Source organism: Parabacteroides caecihominis, assembly GCF_023656785.1.
In the GTDB taxonomy this organism is placed as follows: Bacteria; Bacteroidota; Bacteroidia; order Bacteroidales; family Tannerellaceae; genus Parabacteroides; species Parabacteroides segnis.
Genome location: NZ_JAMOKS010000001.1, coordinates 344,582 through 360,366, shown reverse-complemented (window position 1 = coordinate 360,366; position 15,785 = coordinate 344,582). Strand labels below are relative to the sequence as shown.

The window sequence follows — 15,785 nt, the reverse complement described above, 5'->3', positions numbered from 1 at the left end:
ATTAATTAGTAAGTGATATCAACTCCAAAATTAAAGATACGCTGGATAGGATACCAGGCACCGTTCCCCTTCTTGGTTTCAGGGTCTACATCCACATCATTCAATCCGTCAAATGTAAGTAGGTTCATACCTTGTGCATAGAAACGCACATTTTGGAATCCGGCAAAACGGATCCAGTTTTTCGGTAATGAATAGCCAACTTCCACATTCTTCAAACGCAGATAAGAGGCATTATACAGATAGAGGCTACTGCTCTCATTCTTATTGTTTTCGTAAGCGCCGATTGTCAGTCGCGGATAGGTCGCCACATCCTTTGTTTCTTCTGTCCAGCGATTCAGGTGCATAGGCTTTACTTTACCTATCTGGTCTTGCTCATAGGCCGGGAAGTCCCAGGTGGCAGGACCGTTCAGCAACAGACTCGTGTTGGCAGCACCCTGGAATAAGAAACTAACATCAATACCTTTATACTGGATTCCCAATGGAATACCAAACTGTATCTCCGGAGTACGGGGATTACCCATTGCCCGCCTGTCATCATCATTAATAACGCCATCTTCATTCAGGTCTTTATAGACCACATCACCCGGATATAGCTTGCCCCACTGCTGGAAACCGTTATTACCGTTCATTGCGTTCAGCCTGTCGGCTTCCGCCTGGTCGTAAACAAAATGATCTACTTCATACACAAAGTGTTCTTCAATACGTTTACCGGTATTTCTGCGCCATTCGTTCTCATAAACCACTTCATTCATGAACCGGATCTTATTGCGCGCAAAAGTAAAGTTCGGCTTGATGTAATAACGAAAGTCTTTTCCGATACGTCCGTTCCATCCGATCTCAAAATCAATACCTCTATTGTCTACTACTCCTGAATTCAGAAACGGTGCATCTTTCCCCACAATCTGCGGAAAACCTAATTTATCGCTACCACTCAAATGAGTAATAATGTCATAGCGATGTTCATGGAAATAGTCGGCACTAATTGTCAGGCGTTCTCCAAAGAATGAAGCATCAATACCGACATTCAGCTTTCTGGCTTTTTCCCAGGTCAGGTTCGGATTAGCAAAATTACCTTCGCCAACACCGCTCGTCCACTGGTTGAATTCATTTTCGCCAAAATCATACCCACTACCTTCGCCATAGAATTGCAAATAAGCAAAACGGTCACCGTCATAATCGGAGATCTTATCGCTACCGACTAATCCGTAAGAAGCTCTAATCTTCAGCATATCCAACCATTTCTCCGTCCTCTTCATAAAATTTTCACGGGAAATCACCCATCCGACAGAACCTGCGGGAAATATTCCGTATCGTTTGCCGGGTGCAAAGTTCTCTGATCCGTTATAACCGACATTAAATTCTGCCAAATATTTATTTGCATAAGCGTAAGTAGCCCGGGCAGTCAATCCCTGATAACGATAAGCAACACGGTTGTCGATAGTACGATGTGAACGGTTGAACAAAACCATTCCTGTTACGTCATGTTTACCGAATGTACGCATATAATCTAACTTCAGCTGATAATAGGTTTTTGCTTCCGCTTCATTATGAGAGAAACTGTTGATGATCGTTTCATCCTGTGCATACCACGGATTACCTTTGATATAAGTGCCGTCATAAGGAGCACCGTTATTCATATAATAGGAACCGTAACTACCCTCACCCGGCTGGAAGGTTGCATATCTTGCATAACTCGCATACCCATCGGCACGGTCGCCCAGCACACGGTTAATCCAGTTACCTTCTTTGGCATCATAAGAAAATACTCCTTCCACACGTAAACCTTTCGTGATAAAATCCAACTTATGACCAATAGAGAAAGAACCGTTCAGATAGGTCTTCTTTTCTGTCAGGCTACCCGTCCTGGATAATTCTCCTAAGATATTACGACGATGCTTATAATCTCCATATAAAAGTCCGTAGGGATTCTCCAAGACAAACGTTTCGTTTTCAGGGTTTCCGTTATCCGGTACAGTAATAGGCAGATAGGAGGGCTGCGTATTACATAAGGCGACAATCCTGTCAGCGGTTGTTCCCGGCGCCTTACGATCCGTAATCTGAGCTCCCAGATCCAGCTTGATATAAAAATCTTTTGTGATATCGACATCCACATTGGCCCGGAAATTATACCGTGTAAAGTTAGCCTGCGTGTCCGTATCCGTCATATCGGTATGCTTATAATTACCGCTTTGAGTATAGTAATTTGCCATTACATAATAACGGGCACGTTCCGAACCACCCCGCACAGACAAACTATAATCCTGCTGCACACCCGGTTTGAATGCATAATCGAAATAATCCCAGTTAAATCCAAGGCCATCCGAGTTGTCTCCTTTTGCAATCCGATAATTGTCGATAGCCTGCTGACTGAACAAGCCTAATTTAGAGGGGTCTGTTCCCGGATTTGTATTGATCATCGCTTCATTATACAAAGTCGCATAATCGGCCGAACCCAGATAGGTTGGAAATTTTACAGGACTGTTTGTTCCGACAGATGCTTTAAAGTTTACATTCGGTTTTTCAGATGCTTTACCTCGTTTAGTCGTGATAATGATCACACCGTTCGCACCACGCACACCATAAGGTGCTGTAGCCGAAGCATCCTTCAGGATGGTAAACGTTTCGATTTCTTCCGGTGCCAGATAACTCATATCCCGTTCCACCCCATCCACAATTACAATGGGTGACTGATCTCCATAGGTCGCCATACCACGGATACGGATATCCGCTTTATCAACACCCGGCTCACCTCCATTGAACTGGTTCACCATCAGCCCTGGCATACGTCCGGCCAATGCATTGTTCAGATTGGCAGTTGGACTCTGTTTAAGATCTTTAGTCGTAATAGTTGCCACAGAACCTGTGATAGTCGCTTTTTTCTGAGTGACATAGCCGACTACCACAACTTCTTCCAATGCCTTCGTATCCTCAACTAAAGTTACATTCAGTGTATGTTTACCGCTCAAACTTATTTCCTGGGGTTGATAACCTACATACGAAAAGACAAGGCTTGCCTTTGAATAGGGTGCTACAATCTCATAATTACCATCCACATCGGTGATAATCCCCGTCATAGTACCTTTCACCATGACATTAACACCCGGTAACGGTTCTCCCAGGTTATCGAGCACCTGGCCCTTTACTTTAAAGCCTTCCTGGCTAACTTCCTCCTCATGGGGAAATTCATTTTCAGGGACTGATTGAAACGTTGAAACATTGGCAGATACGGATAATGAAACCAGGCAGCAGGCACCTAGAGCCAATACTATCCTCCATCGTTCTTTTTTACAAGGGGAGCTTTCTTTAAGGCTACTTTTTCCCATAATACTAGATTTAAATTATTAAACAATAAAAGATTTAAAAACACTATTCTTAAAAAATTATTTGATTCTCATTCTATAGGATTATTGATCTTCAGCTTGAATTTCTTCACAATCGAAGCCAGTCTCTTTATTGTTCCTTCCGAACCTACTTTGTCATTTTGTACGGCAAAGCATATATCGGCGGAAGCCCATAAGGATTGTAATTGAGTAAAATGCGCTTTGTTTTCCTCATTCATTTCAATCCATAAAAGAATTTTCCTGGCCTCTGAAGAAGAGCACTGTCTTTTTATAAATCGTATCAACATTTCGTCATCCATACTTATTTTACATAGTGTGTATAAAAAGAGGAACAACATTCACGGATTTCACCCTAGTAGAAAAAATTGTTTTTTTACTTCTTGATTAGAAGGGAAAGCAGTAAACAATAAAAGATGGCGAAATAATCTTTTGACAAATCGTTTCTCAATTGCTTCAAAGCATTCCCTATATGGTATTCTATACCTTTTGTAGTAAGGCCTAATTGATCGGCTATTTCTTTGTTCTTAAGACCACTGAAACGACTAAGTATAAAAATTTCTCTGGTTCGGGGAGGTAGTTTGGTCAAAGAAACATTTATAGCATGGGTAAGTTCCTTCATGGCAAGTTTTTCCAGAGAATCATCCTCCAGAACATATATATTACTTCTTTGATAAAGCGAGGATTCACTCAGGCTGTCGATAGGGATAGTTTCCAGTTGCAGCTTTTTCAAATAGTTCAGGCATTTGTTACGGCTGACAACCATCAGATAAGTAATCAGGCAGGTTTCATCATCCAGGTCTCTTCGTTGATTCCAAAGAGCCATGAACGTATCTTGCATAATCTCTTCGGTTACTTCCTTGTCTACAATATAAATATTGACAAATGAATACAAACGAGGCAAGTACGATTTCATGATTTGCTTAAAGGTCTTCTCATTTCCGTCCTTTAATTGCTGTAAAAGAAGGGGACTGCTCATAACTAAAAATACAATTTTATCCATCAATCCCCGGGTGGACGGTTATAAAATAAAAGAGGCGTGAGGACTGTTGATATATCTAATTGGAGGGATTCGACGCCCTAAGCACCAATATACAACAGACACCCTCACGCCCTTTTATTTGTACATCCATAAAACATATGCGTATAGCAATGTAATGAACAGATATAACAAAAAAAGGTACGTGAGCGTTTTACTGTCTATTATCCGGTGCTTGTGAAAGTGTCGAATTTTCCAACTAGGATAATATCTTTAAACGCTCTTGTAATCAATAAAATGTACTGGCCGATAACGCTATACCGGAGTACAAAGGCAAAAGTATGGAGAAGCACCGGATAAAACAAGTAAAAAGAAAAAGTTTTTTATCAGAGACGGAGGCATCATTCATTTAAATTCAATATCTCCCTAATAAACTGTAGGATAGAAGCACGAATCCGGTTCCGATTTTACCTTCATCAAGCCACATCTATTGTTTATTGTTTGATATTTTTCAGCTGTTTATGTTTTGTTTTTAATGAAGCTTCAGCAAGAGGGTGCCTAACTGAAGTTCTATGACATTCTGTCTTCTCTCAGTTTCCTATGCAGGAAACTGTAGTTTCTTCAGGAGGAAACCAGCGTTTCCTGCCGAGGAAATTGTAGTTTCCTCCTAAGGAAACCAGCGTTTCCTTATTAAAAAAATTTAGGAAACTGCAAGTTGCTTGATATCAGGAGGCTATATGTTTTATATCCTCTGGCATTCGAGGTTTTAAGTCTTCGTTATCTTCTGTCATTTTGACATAAGAGAATCCATTCCAGCCAAATTATAGGGAAGAATAATTGTTTCACAAAAAAGCCTGACGAAGTTAATTCCGCCAGGCTTTTCCGTATATGCTGATCATTCAATATTACCGTACCAACTGTAATTCCTTGATCAGTCGCGGGCATTTACCCCACTTGTCGATCATATAAAGTACATAACGGATATCCACTGCAATGCAACGCTGCAAGTCCGGTTCGAAAGCGATGTCACCGCTCATGGCTTCCCAGTTTCCGTCGAAAGCAAGACCGATCAGACGGGCATTCTTATCAAACACCGGGCTACCTGAGTTACCACCGGTAATATCGTTGTTTGTCAGGAAGCAAAGCTGCAACTGTCCGTTTTCGTTAGCATACTGGCCAAAATCCTTGCTGCGGATCAGGTCCAGGATTTCCGGTTGAACCCAGAACTCGTCATCTTCCGGATTTTCTTTTTCCAGGATACCTTTCTCCGTTGAGTAATAGTCATACCAGGCTGCATCATACGGGTGATACCCTCCGATAGAACCATAACTTAAACGCATCGTAAAGTTCGCATCGGAAGAAAGGGGCTTTTCCGGATACATTTCCTTCAGTCCGGCAAAATACAGACGTTCGCCTTTGGCAATATCGTAATGAGCATCGCCCATAAACTGCTGCAACTCGAACAAAGAGATCAGCGTGGACAAACTCAGTTCGGCAGCCGGGTCTTTTTTCAGTTTCGCATACAGTTTCGGATCTTTCAACATCTTCTCGATCCTGTCGTATGACAGAAGCGAAGTCTTCTTAAAGACGTCTGCTGCATATTTTGCATAGTCACCTTTATACTTCTTATCCACTTTCTGATAGATATCCGGAAGATATTGAGCCGGAACACGCTCTTTCACCACTTTCATCATGGCAGCCAATACCTTCTGGTCAAGGGAGGCATCGTAATCTTTAAAGAACGGCTGGATCTTATCTTTCAGGACCATGTCTATTTCTTCCGGAGTAGAACCCTTAATGTCTACTCCCTGCACCATACGCGCCAGGCGTACAATTTCAGTTCCGCTGACGAATGCTTCTGACAGATAAGTGGAAACTTTCCGGTATTCATCCGTCGAAGTATATCCTTTTTCCAACAGGTTCAGCACTTCGCCGTATTTAGCTTTACGTTCAGGTGTCTGACCGGCCCAAGCGGCAAAAGCAGCTTCCTCTTCCTTCTTACGTTCTATCACGTTCAGATTAGCCAGACCGCGGTTCATACCGATGGAATTCTTCCAGTAGTTAGAGCTACCGGCATATTTAGAGGCATATTTGATACGGACTTCATCGCTTGCCGACATAGCATCTTTCCAGATAGCCTGTTTGATGCCGCGCACCTCGATACGGGGCTTGTTGCTGTCTTCGATACGCTGTTTCACGCCCCAGGAAGATAAATAACGGTCTGTACTACCCGGGAAACCGATTGTCATCGCATAGTCTTTATCCTGATATCCCTGAAGGGAAACTTCAGCTACATATTTAGGACTGTAAGGCTTGTTGTCTTTGCTGTATTCAGCCGGTTTATTGCCAGCATCGGCATATACGCGGAATACAGAGAAATCGCCTGTATGACGCGGCCACATCCAGTTATCCGTGTCACCACCGAACTTTCCGACTGAACTGGGCGGAGCAAATACCATACGAACATCGTTGAACACATCGTAAACAACCAGAAAATACTTGTTATTATTATAGAAAGGCACTACATCCGCAGCCTGAAATTCCGTATTGCCGATCGAGTCGCAGATGACCTGTCCGATAGAATCGGCAGCAGCCAAACGCAGATATTCTTCTTCAATACCGGCGATTTCACCGTTGATACGGTCGCTTACGTCAACCGTTTCACGCAGGTAGCGCACGCTCAGTCCCGGAACGGGCAACTCTTCTTCCTTACTCTGAGAAACGAAGCCGTCTTTCAGATAATCATGTTCAACGCTACTCAACTGCTGGATAGAACCGAAACCACAATGGTGATTAGTAAAGATCAATCCTTCTTCCGATACGGTAATACCGGTACATCCGCCACCGAAAATAACAACAGCATTGGCCACACACGGGTCGGTTTCACTGTAAAGTTGCTGATAGGACGGGACAAATCCCAATTCCTTGATTCGAGCCAGATTTTGTTTGTTAAGTTCCTTCAGAACCCACATGCCCTCATCGGCATATATCTGGCCTGCAGCAACAAGAAGCAGTAAAACTGCCCACACCTTCTTCATAAAATTCATTCTTTTTTATTCTATTAGTAATTTAATATTTTTCGCATTTACGCGTGCACCAAGCCACTCACGGATCTTTAACTGTTCTTTTTCATTGATACGCTCTTTGCTTTTTAGGTAAACCAACATGACTGTGTCCTGTTTCATGCTGTCAGTACTTACAATATAGGTATTTGAACAAGAGGCTTCAAGAACAGACGGGAATAAAACTTTCATCTCCGGGATCAACTCCGAAGTCATACGCGAAGCACTCTTATACCGGTCTACCGTCTTTTTCAAGGAATCGATCTGTATGGATTGTACCCGAAGAACTTCTTCACTGTTTTTATACAAATCCTGCATCAGCATGCTTTTCAACTCGTTTATATCAGTAGCTTCCTGTCCGAAACCTTGCTGGACAACCAGAGAGACATCTTTCAAACCATATTTGCGAAGCCGGGTCCGGGCTATTTCGATCATGGGTTCCGGCACATTTTCACCGATCATTACGACTTTTACTTCTTTCTTCTCGCTCGTATCCGTCACTGTTTTACTCAATATCTGCGTATTAGGAAAAGCCAATTCTTCCGTCACAAAATTAGTAACCCGGTCATTGAAGTAACTGGAACGGATCAGGTTATAACTCAGGAAAAGACTCGGTACGATCGTGAAAAAAACAATCACCCCGACATAACGTGTCACTACTTTTTCCCGCTGTTTATCCAGGAATATCTTCTTCGGATATTTCAGTACACGGACAACCAGAAAAGTCGCCAGACTGATAAACACCGTATTGATAAAATAGAGATAAAAAGCACCGAAGAAATAATAAAGATTCCCGCTTGCCAATCCGAAACCGGCCGTACAGAGCGGCGGCATCAACGCCGTTGCGATAGCCACACCCGGGATCACATTTCCTTTACTTTTGGTCGAACTGGCAACAATACCGGCCAATCCGCCAAAGAAAGCGATCAGGACATCATAGACGGTCGGTTGCGTACGCGCCAACAATTCACTTTGCGCCTCACTGATCGGAGAGATCAAAAAGAACAGGGTTGAAGTGATGACACTGAACACCGTTGCCGTCGCAAAATTACGGAAAGACCGCTTGATCAAGTCATAATCATAGATGCCCAACCCGAGACCGAACCCCATAATAGGCCCCATCAGCGGAGAGATTAACATCGCACCGATAATCACCGCCGTAGAGTTTGTATTCAAACCCAATGAAGCGACAAATGTTGCAAAGATCAAAACCCAAAGATTAGTACCTTTAAACTCAATACCTTTTCTTATAGACTCAACCGTTTCGAGTTCATCTTCCTTCTCCTGGCGAACGTCAAAATTACGAACAAAGAAGTCCCGTATTTGCTTGTGTAACACTCCTTTTTCCATCCCACTCTCTTGTATTGATAAATACTCCGACTAATAGCCACACCTTAATCGTGCAAAGATAGAAATAGTATCCCTAAATAAAAAATAAGAAGTGTGAACAAGAATAACCGGCATAAAATTCGAAGTCTTATTGATTTTCAATTAACTTTGCACAAAGAAGAATGTTATTTTGAAAAGGAGTCCATCTAAATGTTTATATAAATAATGAAACGCTGCTTAATTCTGATATACATGCTTGGCAATATACTCTTTGCTGCTGCCGACAACACGGCTACCAAAGAGGCTTTAAGCGTTGCTTTAAAATCGGTATCCTCCCCGGAAGAAAAGCTGGAGACATTGACAAACCTGATGGATATCTCCCGGCAGGAAAAACAGGTTGACTATGCCAAACAACTGTATAAGGAAGCACTGGCCAACGATAACGATTATTATAAAGAAGCTGCCCTGACCGAAATTCTCCGCTTTTATGTCAACAACGACATCAAGGACAGCACAAACGTTTACATGGAAGAAGCAAAACGCGAACTGAAAGGCAAAGCACGCGATTTTCTGGTAACTTATATGCAGACGATCATCGACGTACGCGTGGTTTTCTATACCGAAGGAGAAGACAGGAAGAAACTGATCGAGCAATACCGGCTTAAACTGGAAACAGACAAAAAACTGTCGCCTCTTGAGAAAATGTCGATAAACTATGTTCTTGGAATGGCCTATAGTAACCGTGTTGAACCGGGTAATGAAGAAAAGTTGCAAAAAATGGTGAGTGAACGATTTAAGGAAGTGATCGCTCTCTCGGAAACTATACCGTTACAATATTCATATTTGTTCCGTCTGAACTCATTCTACATCCTGACTCTTTATTCAGTCGATACATCGGATCAGATAAAAAACGCGATCCGTTACCTGGATATGCAAAAAGAATATGCAGAAACAAAAGAGATGAAAAAACGTCCTTATGTAACAAAACGGCATTTGTTGAATGCTTATTCTTCTCTGGCCCTTTCTGCCCAAACGCTGGGAAAAGATATTGCGACTTCCTATTACCGGCATTTTATGGAGTTGAACAGCAAATATCCTGAAGATGCAGCTTTTTCCCCCGAATATGAACGTTATTATACTTCACTGAATTTTTACCGGTTGATAAACGAATATCCCAAATCCATCCGGTATTGCGACTCTGTTATCCATTATTTCCGTAACTCTGGTTTGAAAGTCGACCTATCAGAACATGTTGTATCGACGCTCAAAGATAAAATAGATATGCTGGACAGCCTTCACCTGTATAAAGATGCCTTTTATGCCCACAAAGAATACGCCGCCCTATTAGATTCCGCACGGTTGAAAAGCATAAATGACAAGCTGGAAGACCTGGAAATCAAGAAACGGGTTGACGAACTGGTTATTGAAAAGAAAGCACTGGAAGTGGATTTACAAAAAAGCCGGAGCCAACTATATATGTTCCTGGCCTTGTTTATCCTGGCTATCAGTTTCGCAGTCTTTGTTGCGTTCCGTTTATGGAAAATCAATGCATTGTACAAGAAACTACAGGAGTCGAACCGCCTGGTCATCCTTGCCAGCGAGAAAGCGCAGGAAAGTGAAAAGATGAAGAATGCCTTCATCAAGAACATGTGTCACGAAGTTCGCACGCCTCTGAACGCGATCAACGGGTTTGCCGACCTGATCACAACGGAAGATATTACCCCCGAAGAAAAGCAGGAATTCAGCAAGATCATTTTCGAGAACTGCAACCATATCACTTCTATGATGAACAGCGTACTCGAAATTGCCCAGCTGGACAGCAACAAGGAGGATTTACCCCTATCACCGGTCAATATCCATCTGCTTTGTTCCTGTGAAATGGAACAACTCAAAAGGCTCAACAGCAAACCGGACATCGATTACCAAATAGAAGGCGACCGGAATAAGGATATTGCTTTTACCAATTCAAGCCATTTCAGCCTGATCCTGGCCCATCTGCTGAACAATGCGAACAAATTCACCGAACGGGGAAGCATTGTCCTTGCCTATAAAGCGGAAGAAGAACAAAACCGGATGATTGTCAGTATCACAGATACCGGTTGCGGTATTTCACCCGATAAACGTGAATGGATATTCGAACGGTTCACCAAAGCGGATGATTTCGTTCCCGGTTCAGGATTAGGATTATACCTTTGCCGCCAGATCGCAGAACGTATGAAAGGCCACATCTACGTAGACCCGGATTATACAACCGGACTACGTATTACGCTGATCATCCCGATCAAACCGGAATAAAATTATTTCTTTTTAGCAAAATAACGCCCTACATAAGGCAACTCTCCCAATGGCAGATCGCGTTTTACAACGATACCGACAAAGAGGCAAAGCAGCAATGTGCGGTAACCCAGACGCAGGATTTCCGACTCTATCGTCGGCAACATGCCGGCCAGATAAAATACGGTTGCCAATACGGAATAAGTGATCACCGATTTAAGATCATATTGGATCGGGAATTTCTTTTGTCCGATAAAATAGGATAACAACATCATAACCAGGTTGCTGACAAAAGAAGCCCAGGCACAAGCCATATATCCGTATGTCGGAGCAAACAAAACAATGATCAGGATCGTCGCAACACATCCTATCGTCGAGAAATAAGCGCCCCACTTTGTCTGATCAATCAGTTTGTACCAGAACGAGAGATTAAAATATATTCCGAAGAACAATTCTCCTAACATAACAATAGGAACAACGCGTAAACCCGGATAATAGGAAGCCGGAACAATATGTTTAAATATATCGATATAAAACATCACTGCCAGAAAAATAAGCAAAGCGAATATAATGAAATACTTCATCGCCTCCGAATATGACTTTTTACTGTCATCATCCTTATTCTTTGCAAAAATAAATGGCTCGTAAGCGTAGCGAAATGCCTGTGTAAACATTACCAGCACAACTGCTATTTTAAAACAAGCGCCATATATCCCCAATTGGGTATTAGCCATTTCCTTATCTTCGAATAGGAAAGGAAATAATATTTTATCGGCTGTCTGATTAAAAATACCTGCAATCCCCAAAATCAAGATCGGAAAAGAATAAGCAAGCATCTGTTTAAGTAAAACAAAACTGGCTTTTTCCCGTAAACCCGGAATCATATCGGGAAACAATAACACAAATGTGACAAGAGATGTTATTACATTCGCAACAAAAATATATCCAACCTGATAATCAGGGATATAAAACCAATCGACCAATACAGGGGTATGATCATAGAGCCATGGACAAGCTAGCAGGAAGAAAAGAACTAAAACAATATTCAGAAAAATATTAAACAGCTTAATAGAAGCAAAACGAACTGCTTTCCCCTGATACCGGAGAAATGCAAACGGTATACAACAAAAGGCATCGACTGCCACAATTCCCGACATCATCCCGACAAACTCAGGATTCGAACCATACCCTAAAGAATCACTGATTGGAGTCAGAGCACTGAATATCAATACTACAAATAGAACAGAAGTAAGAGCAATGCTAAATAATGTAGTAGCATAAACCCGCATCGGAAGCGCAATTTCTTTCTTATTCATAAAACGGAAAAATCCCGTTTCCATCCCATAAGTCAGAATAACCATCAGCAATGCCGTCCAGGCATACAAATTGGTTACGATTCCATAATCGCTTTCCGTCGCCAGCACACGCGTATACATCGGCACCAGCATCCAGTTCAGGAACTTCCCTACGATACTACTAACACCATAAATCGCAGTCTCTCCTGCGAGCCGCTTCATTCCTCCAGCCATAACTATTTTCAGTCAAATAAAAACCCTTGTTCTTCGCCCCTTTTACGTCCCAGATGGGTATAAGCCAGATCCGTTACCTCACGTCCCCGCGGTGTGCGTTTGATAAATCCTTCTTTGATAAGGAAAGGTTCATACACTTCTTCCAGCGTTCCGGGGTCTTCTCCCAAAGCCGTAGCAATCGTAGTCAGTCCGACCGGACCACCGCCGAATTTGTCTATAATTGTAGTCAGCAACTTATTATCAACCTGATCCAGGCCATACCGGTCAATATTCAGTGCCTCCAGCGCATAGCAGGAAATTGCCTTGTCTATTTCACCGGAACCTTTTACCTGTGCAAAATCACGTACACGCCTCAACAACGCATTGGCAATACGAGGCGTACCGCGACTCCGGGAAGCGATCTCACGGGCAGCTGTCAGTTCGCATTTTACATTCAGAATATCGGCACTACGCAACACGATCTTCGTCAATGTCTCCATCTCGTAATATTCCAGATGCATATTGATACCGAAACGGGCACGCAACGGACTGGTCAGCAAACCGCTACGAGTTGTCGCTCCAACCAGTGTAAAAGGAGCCAGGTCTATTTGAATGGAACGTGCGCTCGGTCCTTTATCGATCATAATATCGATCCGGTAATCTTCCATAGCCGAGTAAAGATATTCTTCCACGATCGGACTCAACCGATGGATTTCATCAATAAAAAGCACATCATTCTTTTCCAGCGAAGTAAGTACCCCCGCCAGATCACCGGGTTTATCCAGAACCGGCCCGGAAGTCACTTTGAAACCAACTCCCAGCTCATTGGCTATAATATTCGACAACGTTGTTTTACCTAATCCGGGAGGGCCATGCAGCAACACATGATCCAATGCTTCTTTACGCATACGGGCAGCCATCACGAATATTTTCAGGTTCTCGACCACCTTGGCCTGTCCGCTGAAATCATGAAAAGAAAGCGGTCGGAGCGCATTCTCATACTCTCGTTCACTTTCCGGCATACGGGTATCCCTTATATCAAAATCGTCTTCCATATTTTTGCTCATTGACTTGCAAAGATAGTAAATATATTTGCTTTATACCGTCTGGCTCCCGTTCATAACTTACGTAGCGGTCTATCCTCCATTTTCATCAGAAAAAGTTATTGACTTCATGATGACACTTAACACAGTTAAGAATCACAAGATTTAATCATCTTCAATTTCTACCTGTTCAAAAATTATATCATAATTATCGCTGTTATCACCAAGTATTCGGATACGATTCATAATCATATCCTTTGTCAAATCAATACCGAAAAACGTTTTTTTAGTCGATAAACAACCGGACAATCGTTTGATTATCCTCGAAGACAAAAGCTGATAATTTTCAAATGTCAAAAGGCGCTTCTGTATATTGGCATCAGGTTTGAATAGCTTAGGTTTCTTTTTAATTAAAAACAACCCCGTTTGTTTATGGATAACATAAGATCGCATCTCGTATTGTTTACTAATTGATATCAACTGCTCATCAGGCAGTTGCTCATTCAACTTATAATCTTCCAAAAAAGCCTCTATCCCCTCATCGGACAACTGATAAAAATAACAACCCTTCGAAAATGTTGATACACATTCTATTGATTTAATGAAGTTATACTTATAACTTCCATGATGAGAAGGATGATCCGATATCCGTATTTCAGAATCAGATACTGCCGAATCAACATAAACAGATACACTACTGGTTGAATAAGAAATATTCGAAGGCACTTTCAATTCAGCCAATGCCAATATAATCCGTTCAGCCAAACGGGAATACTCATTTTCTTTTTTTATAAAATAGCTTCTCTTCATTTTCTTAAAAATATTTATTATCAGCCCCAAAGCAAAGAATATACTGACACTAAATCTCAAAAAACAGCACTTGCAATTCGGAGTTTAGTGAGGTATCTTGTCCCACGGCATACAAACGATTCGATTCTTCATCAGATGTTATTTTTGTAGAATCAGCTAAAGCATAACGTTTTGTTTCGTTAAGTTCAGATGTTTATCACCTAAAGATAATAAGTTCCCTTTATATAAGGGCAAAACAAGATCTATATTTGTAAAGTATGGATCAAAATCTGTCATTTTATAATGAGGGATAGCATTAACAACAGAATCAATATTACAGCAATAAGCCTGCTTTCCCATGATATGCTATTCTTTATTTGATTAAAAAACTTGAATTTAACGATCAATCTAATTTATAACGTACCACATGAAATTCAGGATCATTGCTCAATCCATACAAAAAATTCTCTTTTGAATCAATTGTAAAATTATAAATCGGAGTATCCAGCAAATATCTTTTCACAGGAGTTCCTTCATTATCAAAAACAAAAAGATTTTTTTGTAAAGAACTTCCTTTTTTTCTATCATAGTATTCACCTGAATACAAAACATAAACTTTATCATTGACTACAACCGGTGAAAAATATCCATCCCTGGATTCTCCATCCACAGATGAAACACGTAAGGCATCCCCTTGAGACACTTGATTCACTGCTGGATAAAAATAATCCGGTCCATGTAATCTCTGCACCAGATTTCCGGCTAAATCATAAATTTCAATTAAATCTGTTTGCATATAAAACAGAAAGATACGATCTTTATGCGGACTCAAAATCATATTACACGAAAACCCTTCTAACTTTTCTACCTCCGTAAGTTCGTCACCATAATCAGGATATTCACCTTTCGTCTTTACTAAATTACCTTCAAAATCATAAAATGAAAGTCTTTTATGATTAATATTATATGCCAAAGCCGCAAATTGACCATCTGGCAAAACGACAATATATCTAAAATGATCCTCAAAAGATATTTTCCTGACAGCTTCCACATTTGTAGAATCCAAAAGCAAAACATCCTCTTTTCTAAATTGCGATATAGATGCATTCTGACCATCGGCTAACCATATATCCGAATCAACCGATTGCAAACTTTGTATCCATAAAAATTCATTGGGACCACTTCCGAAAGAAAAACACTCACCCACTTTCTTCCAACTGTTTATATTATACTTCTGAAGTAGAAACTCCGATTCATCTTCTTTAGTAATTAGAAACGAATCTATGGCATATATCCTTAACGGACGCATCACAGGCTCATCCAACTCCACTATCTCGCTTTCCAAAAGAACCGGTTTTGCAAAATCATCCAATGTAATACGGGAGCAATGATCATATTTCCGATGTTCTCCACAAGAAATCAGTAATACAAATAATACAACATATCCAAACTTCACCATACTT

Annotated in this window: 11 protein-coding genes; 1 reads left to right on the top strand and 10 read right to left on the bottom strand. The window is 41.3% G+C overall.

The features are described 5' to 3' along the window. Window positions 1–5 precede the first annotated feature (5 nt). From NBH14_RS01090 to NBH14_RS01070, 5 genes are all read right to left on the bottom strand, one after another. Window positions 6–3,323, bottom strand: coding sequence for a SusC/RagA family TonB-linked outer membrane protein (locus tag NBH14_RS01090; RefSeq protein ID WP_250817051.1), 3,318 nt, complete (start codon window positions 3,321–3,323; stop codon window positions 6–8). A gap of 68 nt (window positions 3,324–3,391) precedes the next feature. Next, window positions 3,392–3,640 carry a hypothetical protein gene (locus tag NBH14_RS01085; protein ID WP_186957987.1) on the bottom strand — a complete coding sequence of 83 codons (249 nt, stop codon included), beginning with the start codon at window positions 3,638–3,640 and terminating at the stop codon, window positions 3,392–3,394. A 74-nt stretch (window positions 3,641–3,714) separates the two neighbouring features. Next, on the bottom strand, window positions 3,715–4,317 hold the full coding sequence (locus NBH14_RS01080) for an RNA polymerase sigma-70 factor (RefSeq protein WP_186957986.1): 603 nt from the start codon (window positions 4,315–4,317) through the stop codon (window positions 3,715–3,717). Between the two features lie 905 nt (window positions 4,318–5,222). Then, entirely contained in the window at window positions 5,223–7,355 is a 2,133-nt protein-coding gene (gene dpp7, locus NBH14_RS01075; RefSeq protein ID WP_350464035.1) for a dipeptidyl-peptidase Dpp7, read from the bottom strand. A gap of 15 nt (window positions 7,356–7,370) precedes the next feature. Further along, window positions 7,371–8,729 carry a TIGR00341 family protein gene (locus tag NBH14_RS01070; RefSeq protein ID WP_128133414.1) on the bottom strand — a complete coding sequence of 453 codons (1,359 nt, stop codon included), beginning with the start codon at window positions 8,727–8,729 and terminating at the stop codon, window positions 7,371–7,373. A 204-nt stretch (window positions 8,730–8,933) separates the two neighbouring features. Between NBH14_RS01070 and NBH14_RS01065 the strand changes: the two genes are divergently transcribed. Continuing rightward, window positions 8,934–11,003 (top strand): sensor histidine kinase, encoded by a 2,070-nt coding sequence (locus tag NBH14_RS01065; RefSeq protein ID WP_186957985.1) that lies wholly within the window; start codon window positions 8,934–8,936, stop codon window positions 11,001–11,003. Window positions 11,004–11,005: 2 nt separating this feature from the next. Here NBH14_RS01065 and NBH14_RS01060 read toward each other — a convergent pair whose 3' ends face one another. The 5 genes from NBH14_RS01060 to NBH14_RS01040 all read right to left on the bottom strand — a co-directional run bounded on the left by NBH14_RS01060 (window position 11,006) and on the right by NBH14_RS01040 (window position 15,781). Then, window positions 11,006–12,511 (bottom strand): lipopolysaccharide biosynthesis protein, encoded by a 1,506-nt coding sequence (locus NBH14_RS01060; RefSeq protein ID WP_186957984.1) that lies wholly within the window; start codon window positions 12,509–12,511, stop codon window positions 11,006–11,008. Between the two features lie 8 nt (window positions 12,512–12,519). Beyond that, complete coding sequence (gene ruvB / locus NBH14_RS01055) at window positions 12,520–13,545, bottom strand: Holliday junction branch migration DNA helicase RuvB (protein ID WP_044215110.1); 1,026 nt, start codon at window positions 13,543–13,545, stop codon at window positions 12,520–12,522. A gap of 153 nt (window positions 13,546–13,698) precedes the next feature. Continuing rightward, window positions 13,699–14,343, bottom strand: coding sequence for a hypothetical protein (locus tag NBH14_RS01050; RefSeq protein WP_250817049.1), 645 nt, complete (start codon window positions 14,341–14,343; stop codon window positions 13,699–13,701). A gap of 156 nt (window positions 14,344–14,499) precedes the next feature. Then, window positions 14,500–14,682, bottom strand: coding sequence for a hypothetical protein (locus NBH14_RS01045; protein ID WP_186957982.1), 183 nt, complete (start codon window positions 14,680–14,682; stop codon window positions 14,500–14,502). Between the two features lie 43 nt (window positions 14,683–14,725). Then, a complete protein-coding gene (locus tag NBH14_RS01040) occupies window positions 14,726–15,781 on the bottom strand; it encodes a BF3164 family lipoprotein (protein ID WP_186957981.1) in 1,056 nt (351 codons plus the stop codon). Window positions 15,782–15,785: the final 4 nt, after the last annotated feature.

Coding starts and splice junctions, on each gene's coding strand:
- NBH14_RS01090 (WP_250817051.1), bottom strand. CDS start 3,323: ATGGGAAAAAGTAGCCTTAAAGAAAGCTCCCCTTGTAAAAAAGAACGA.
- ruvB (WP_044215110.1), bottom strand. CDS start 13,545: ATGGAAGACGATTTTGATATAAGGGATACCCGTATGCCGGAAAGTGAA.
- NBH14_RS01065 (WP_186957985.1), top strand. CDS start 8,934: ATGAAACGCTGCTTAATTCTGATATACATGCTTGGCAATATACTCTTT.
- NBH14_RS01085 (WP_186957987.1), bottom strand. CDS start 3,640: ATGGATGACGAAATGTTGATACGATTTATAAAAAGACAGTGCTCTTCT.
- NBH14_RS01060 (WP_186957984.1), bottom strand. CDS start 12,511: ATGGCTGGAGGAATGAAGCGGCTCGCAGGAGAGACTGCGATTTATGGT.
- NBH14_RS01045 (WP_186957982.1), bottom strand. CDS start 14,682: ATGGGAAAGCAGGCTTATTGCTGTAATATTGATTCTGTTGTTAATGCT.
- NBH14_RS01040 (WP_186957981.1), bottom strand. CDS start 15,781: ATGGTGAAGTTTGGATATGTTGTATTATTTGTATTACTGATTTCTTGT.
- dpp7 (WP_350464035.1), bottom strand. CDS start 7,355: ATGAAGAAGGTGTGGGCAGTTTTACTGCTTCTTGTTGCTGCAGGCCAG.
- NBH14_RS01070 (WP_128133414.1), bottom strand. CDS start 8,729: ATGGAAAAAGGAGTGTTACACAAGCAAATACGGGACTTCTTTGTTCGT.
- NBH14_RS01050 (WP_250817049.1), bottom strand. CDS start 14,343: ATGAAGAGAAGCTATTTTATAAAAAAAGAAAATGAGTATTCCCGTTTG.
- NBH14_RS01080 (WP_186957986.1), bottom strand. CDS start 4,317: ATGAGCAGTCCCCTTCTTTTACAGCAATTAAAGGACGGAAATGAGAAG.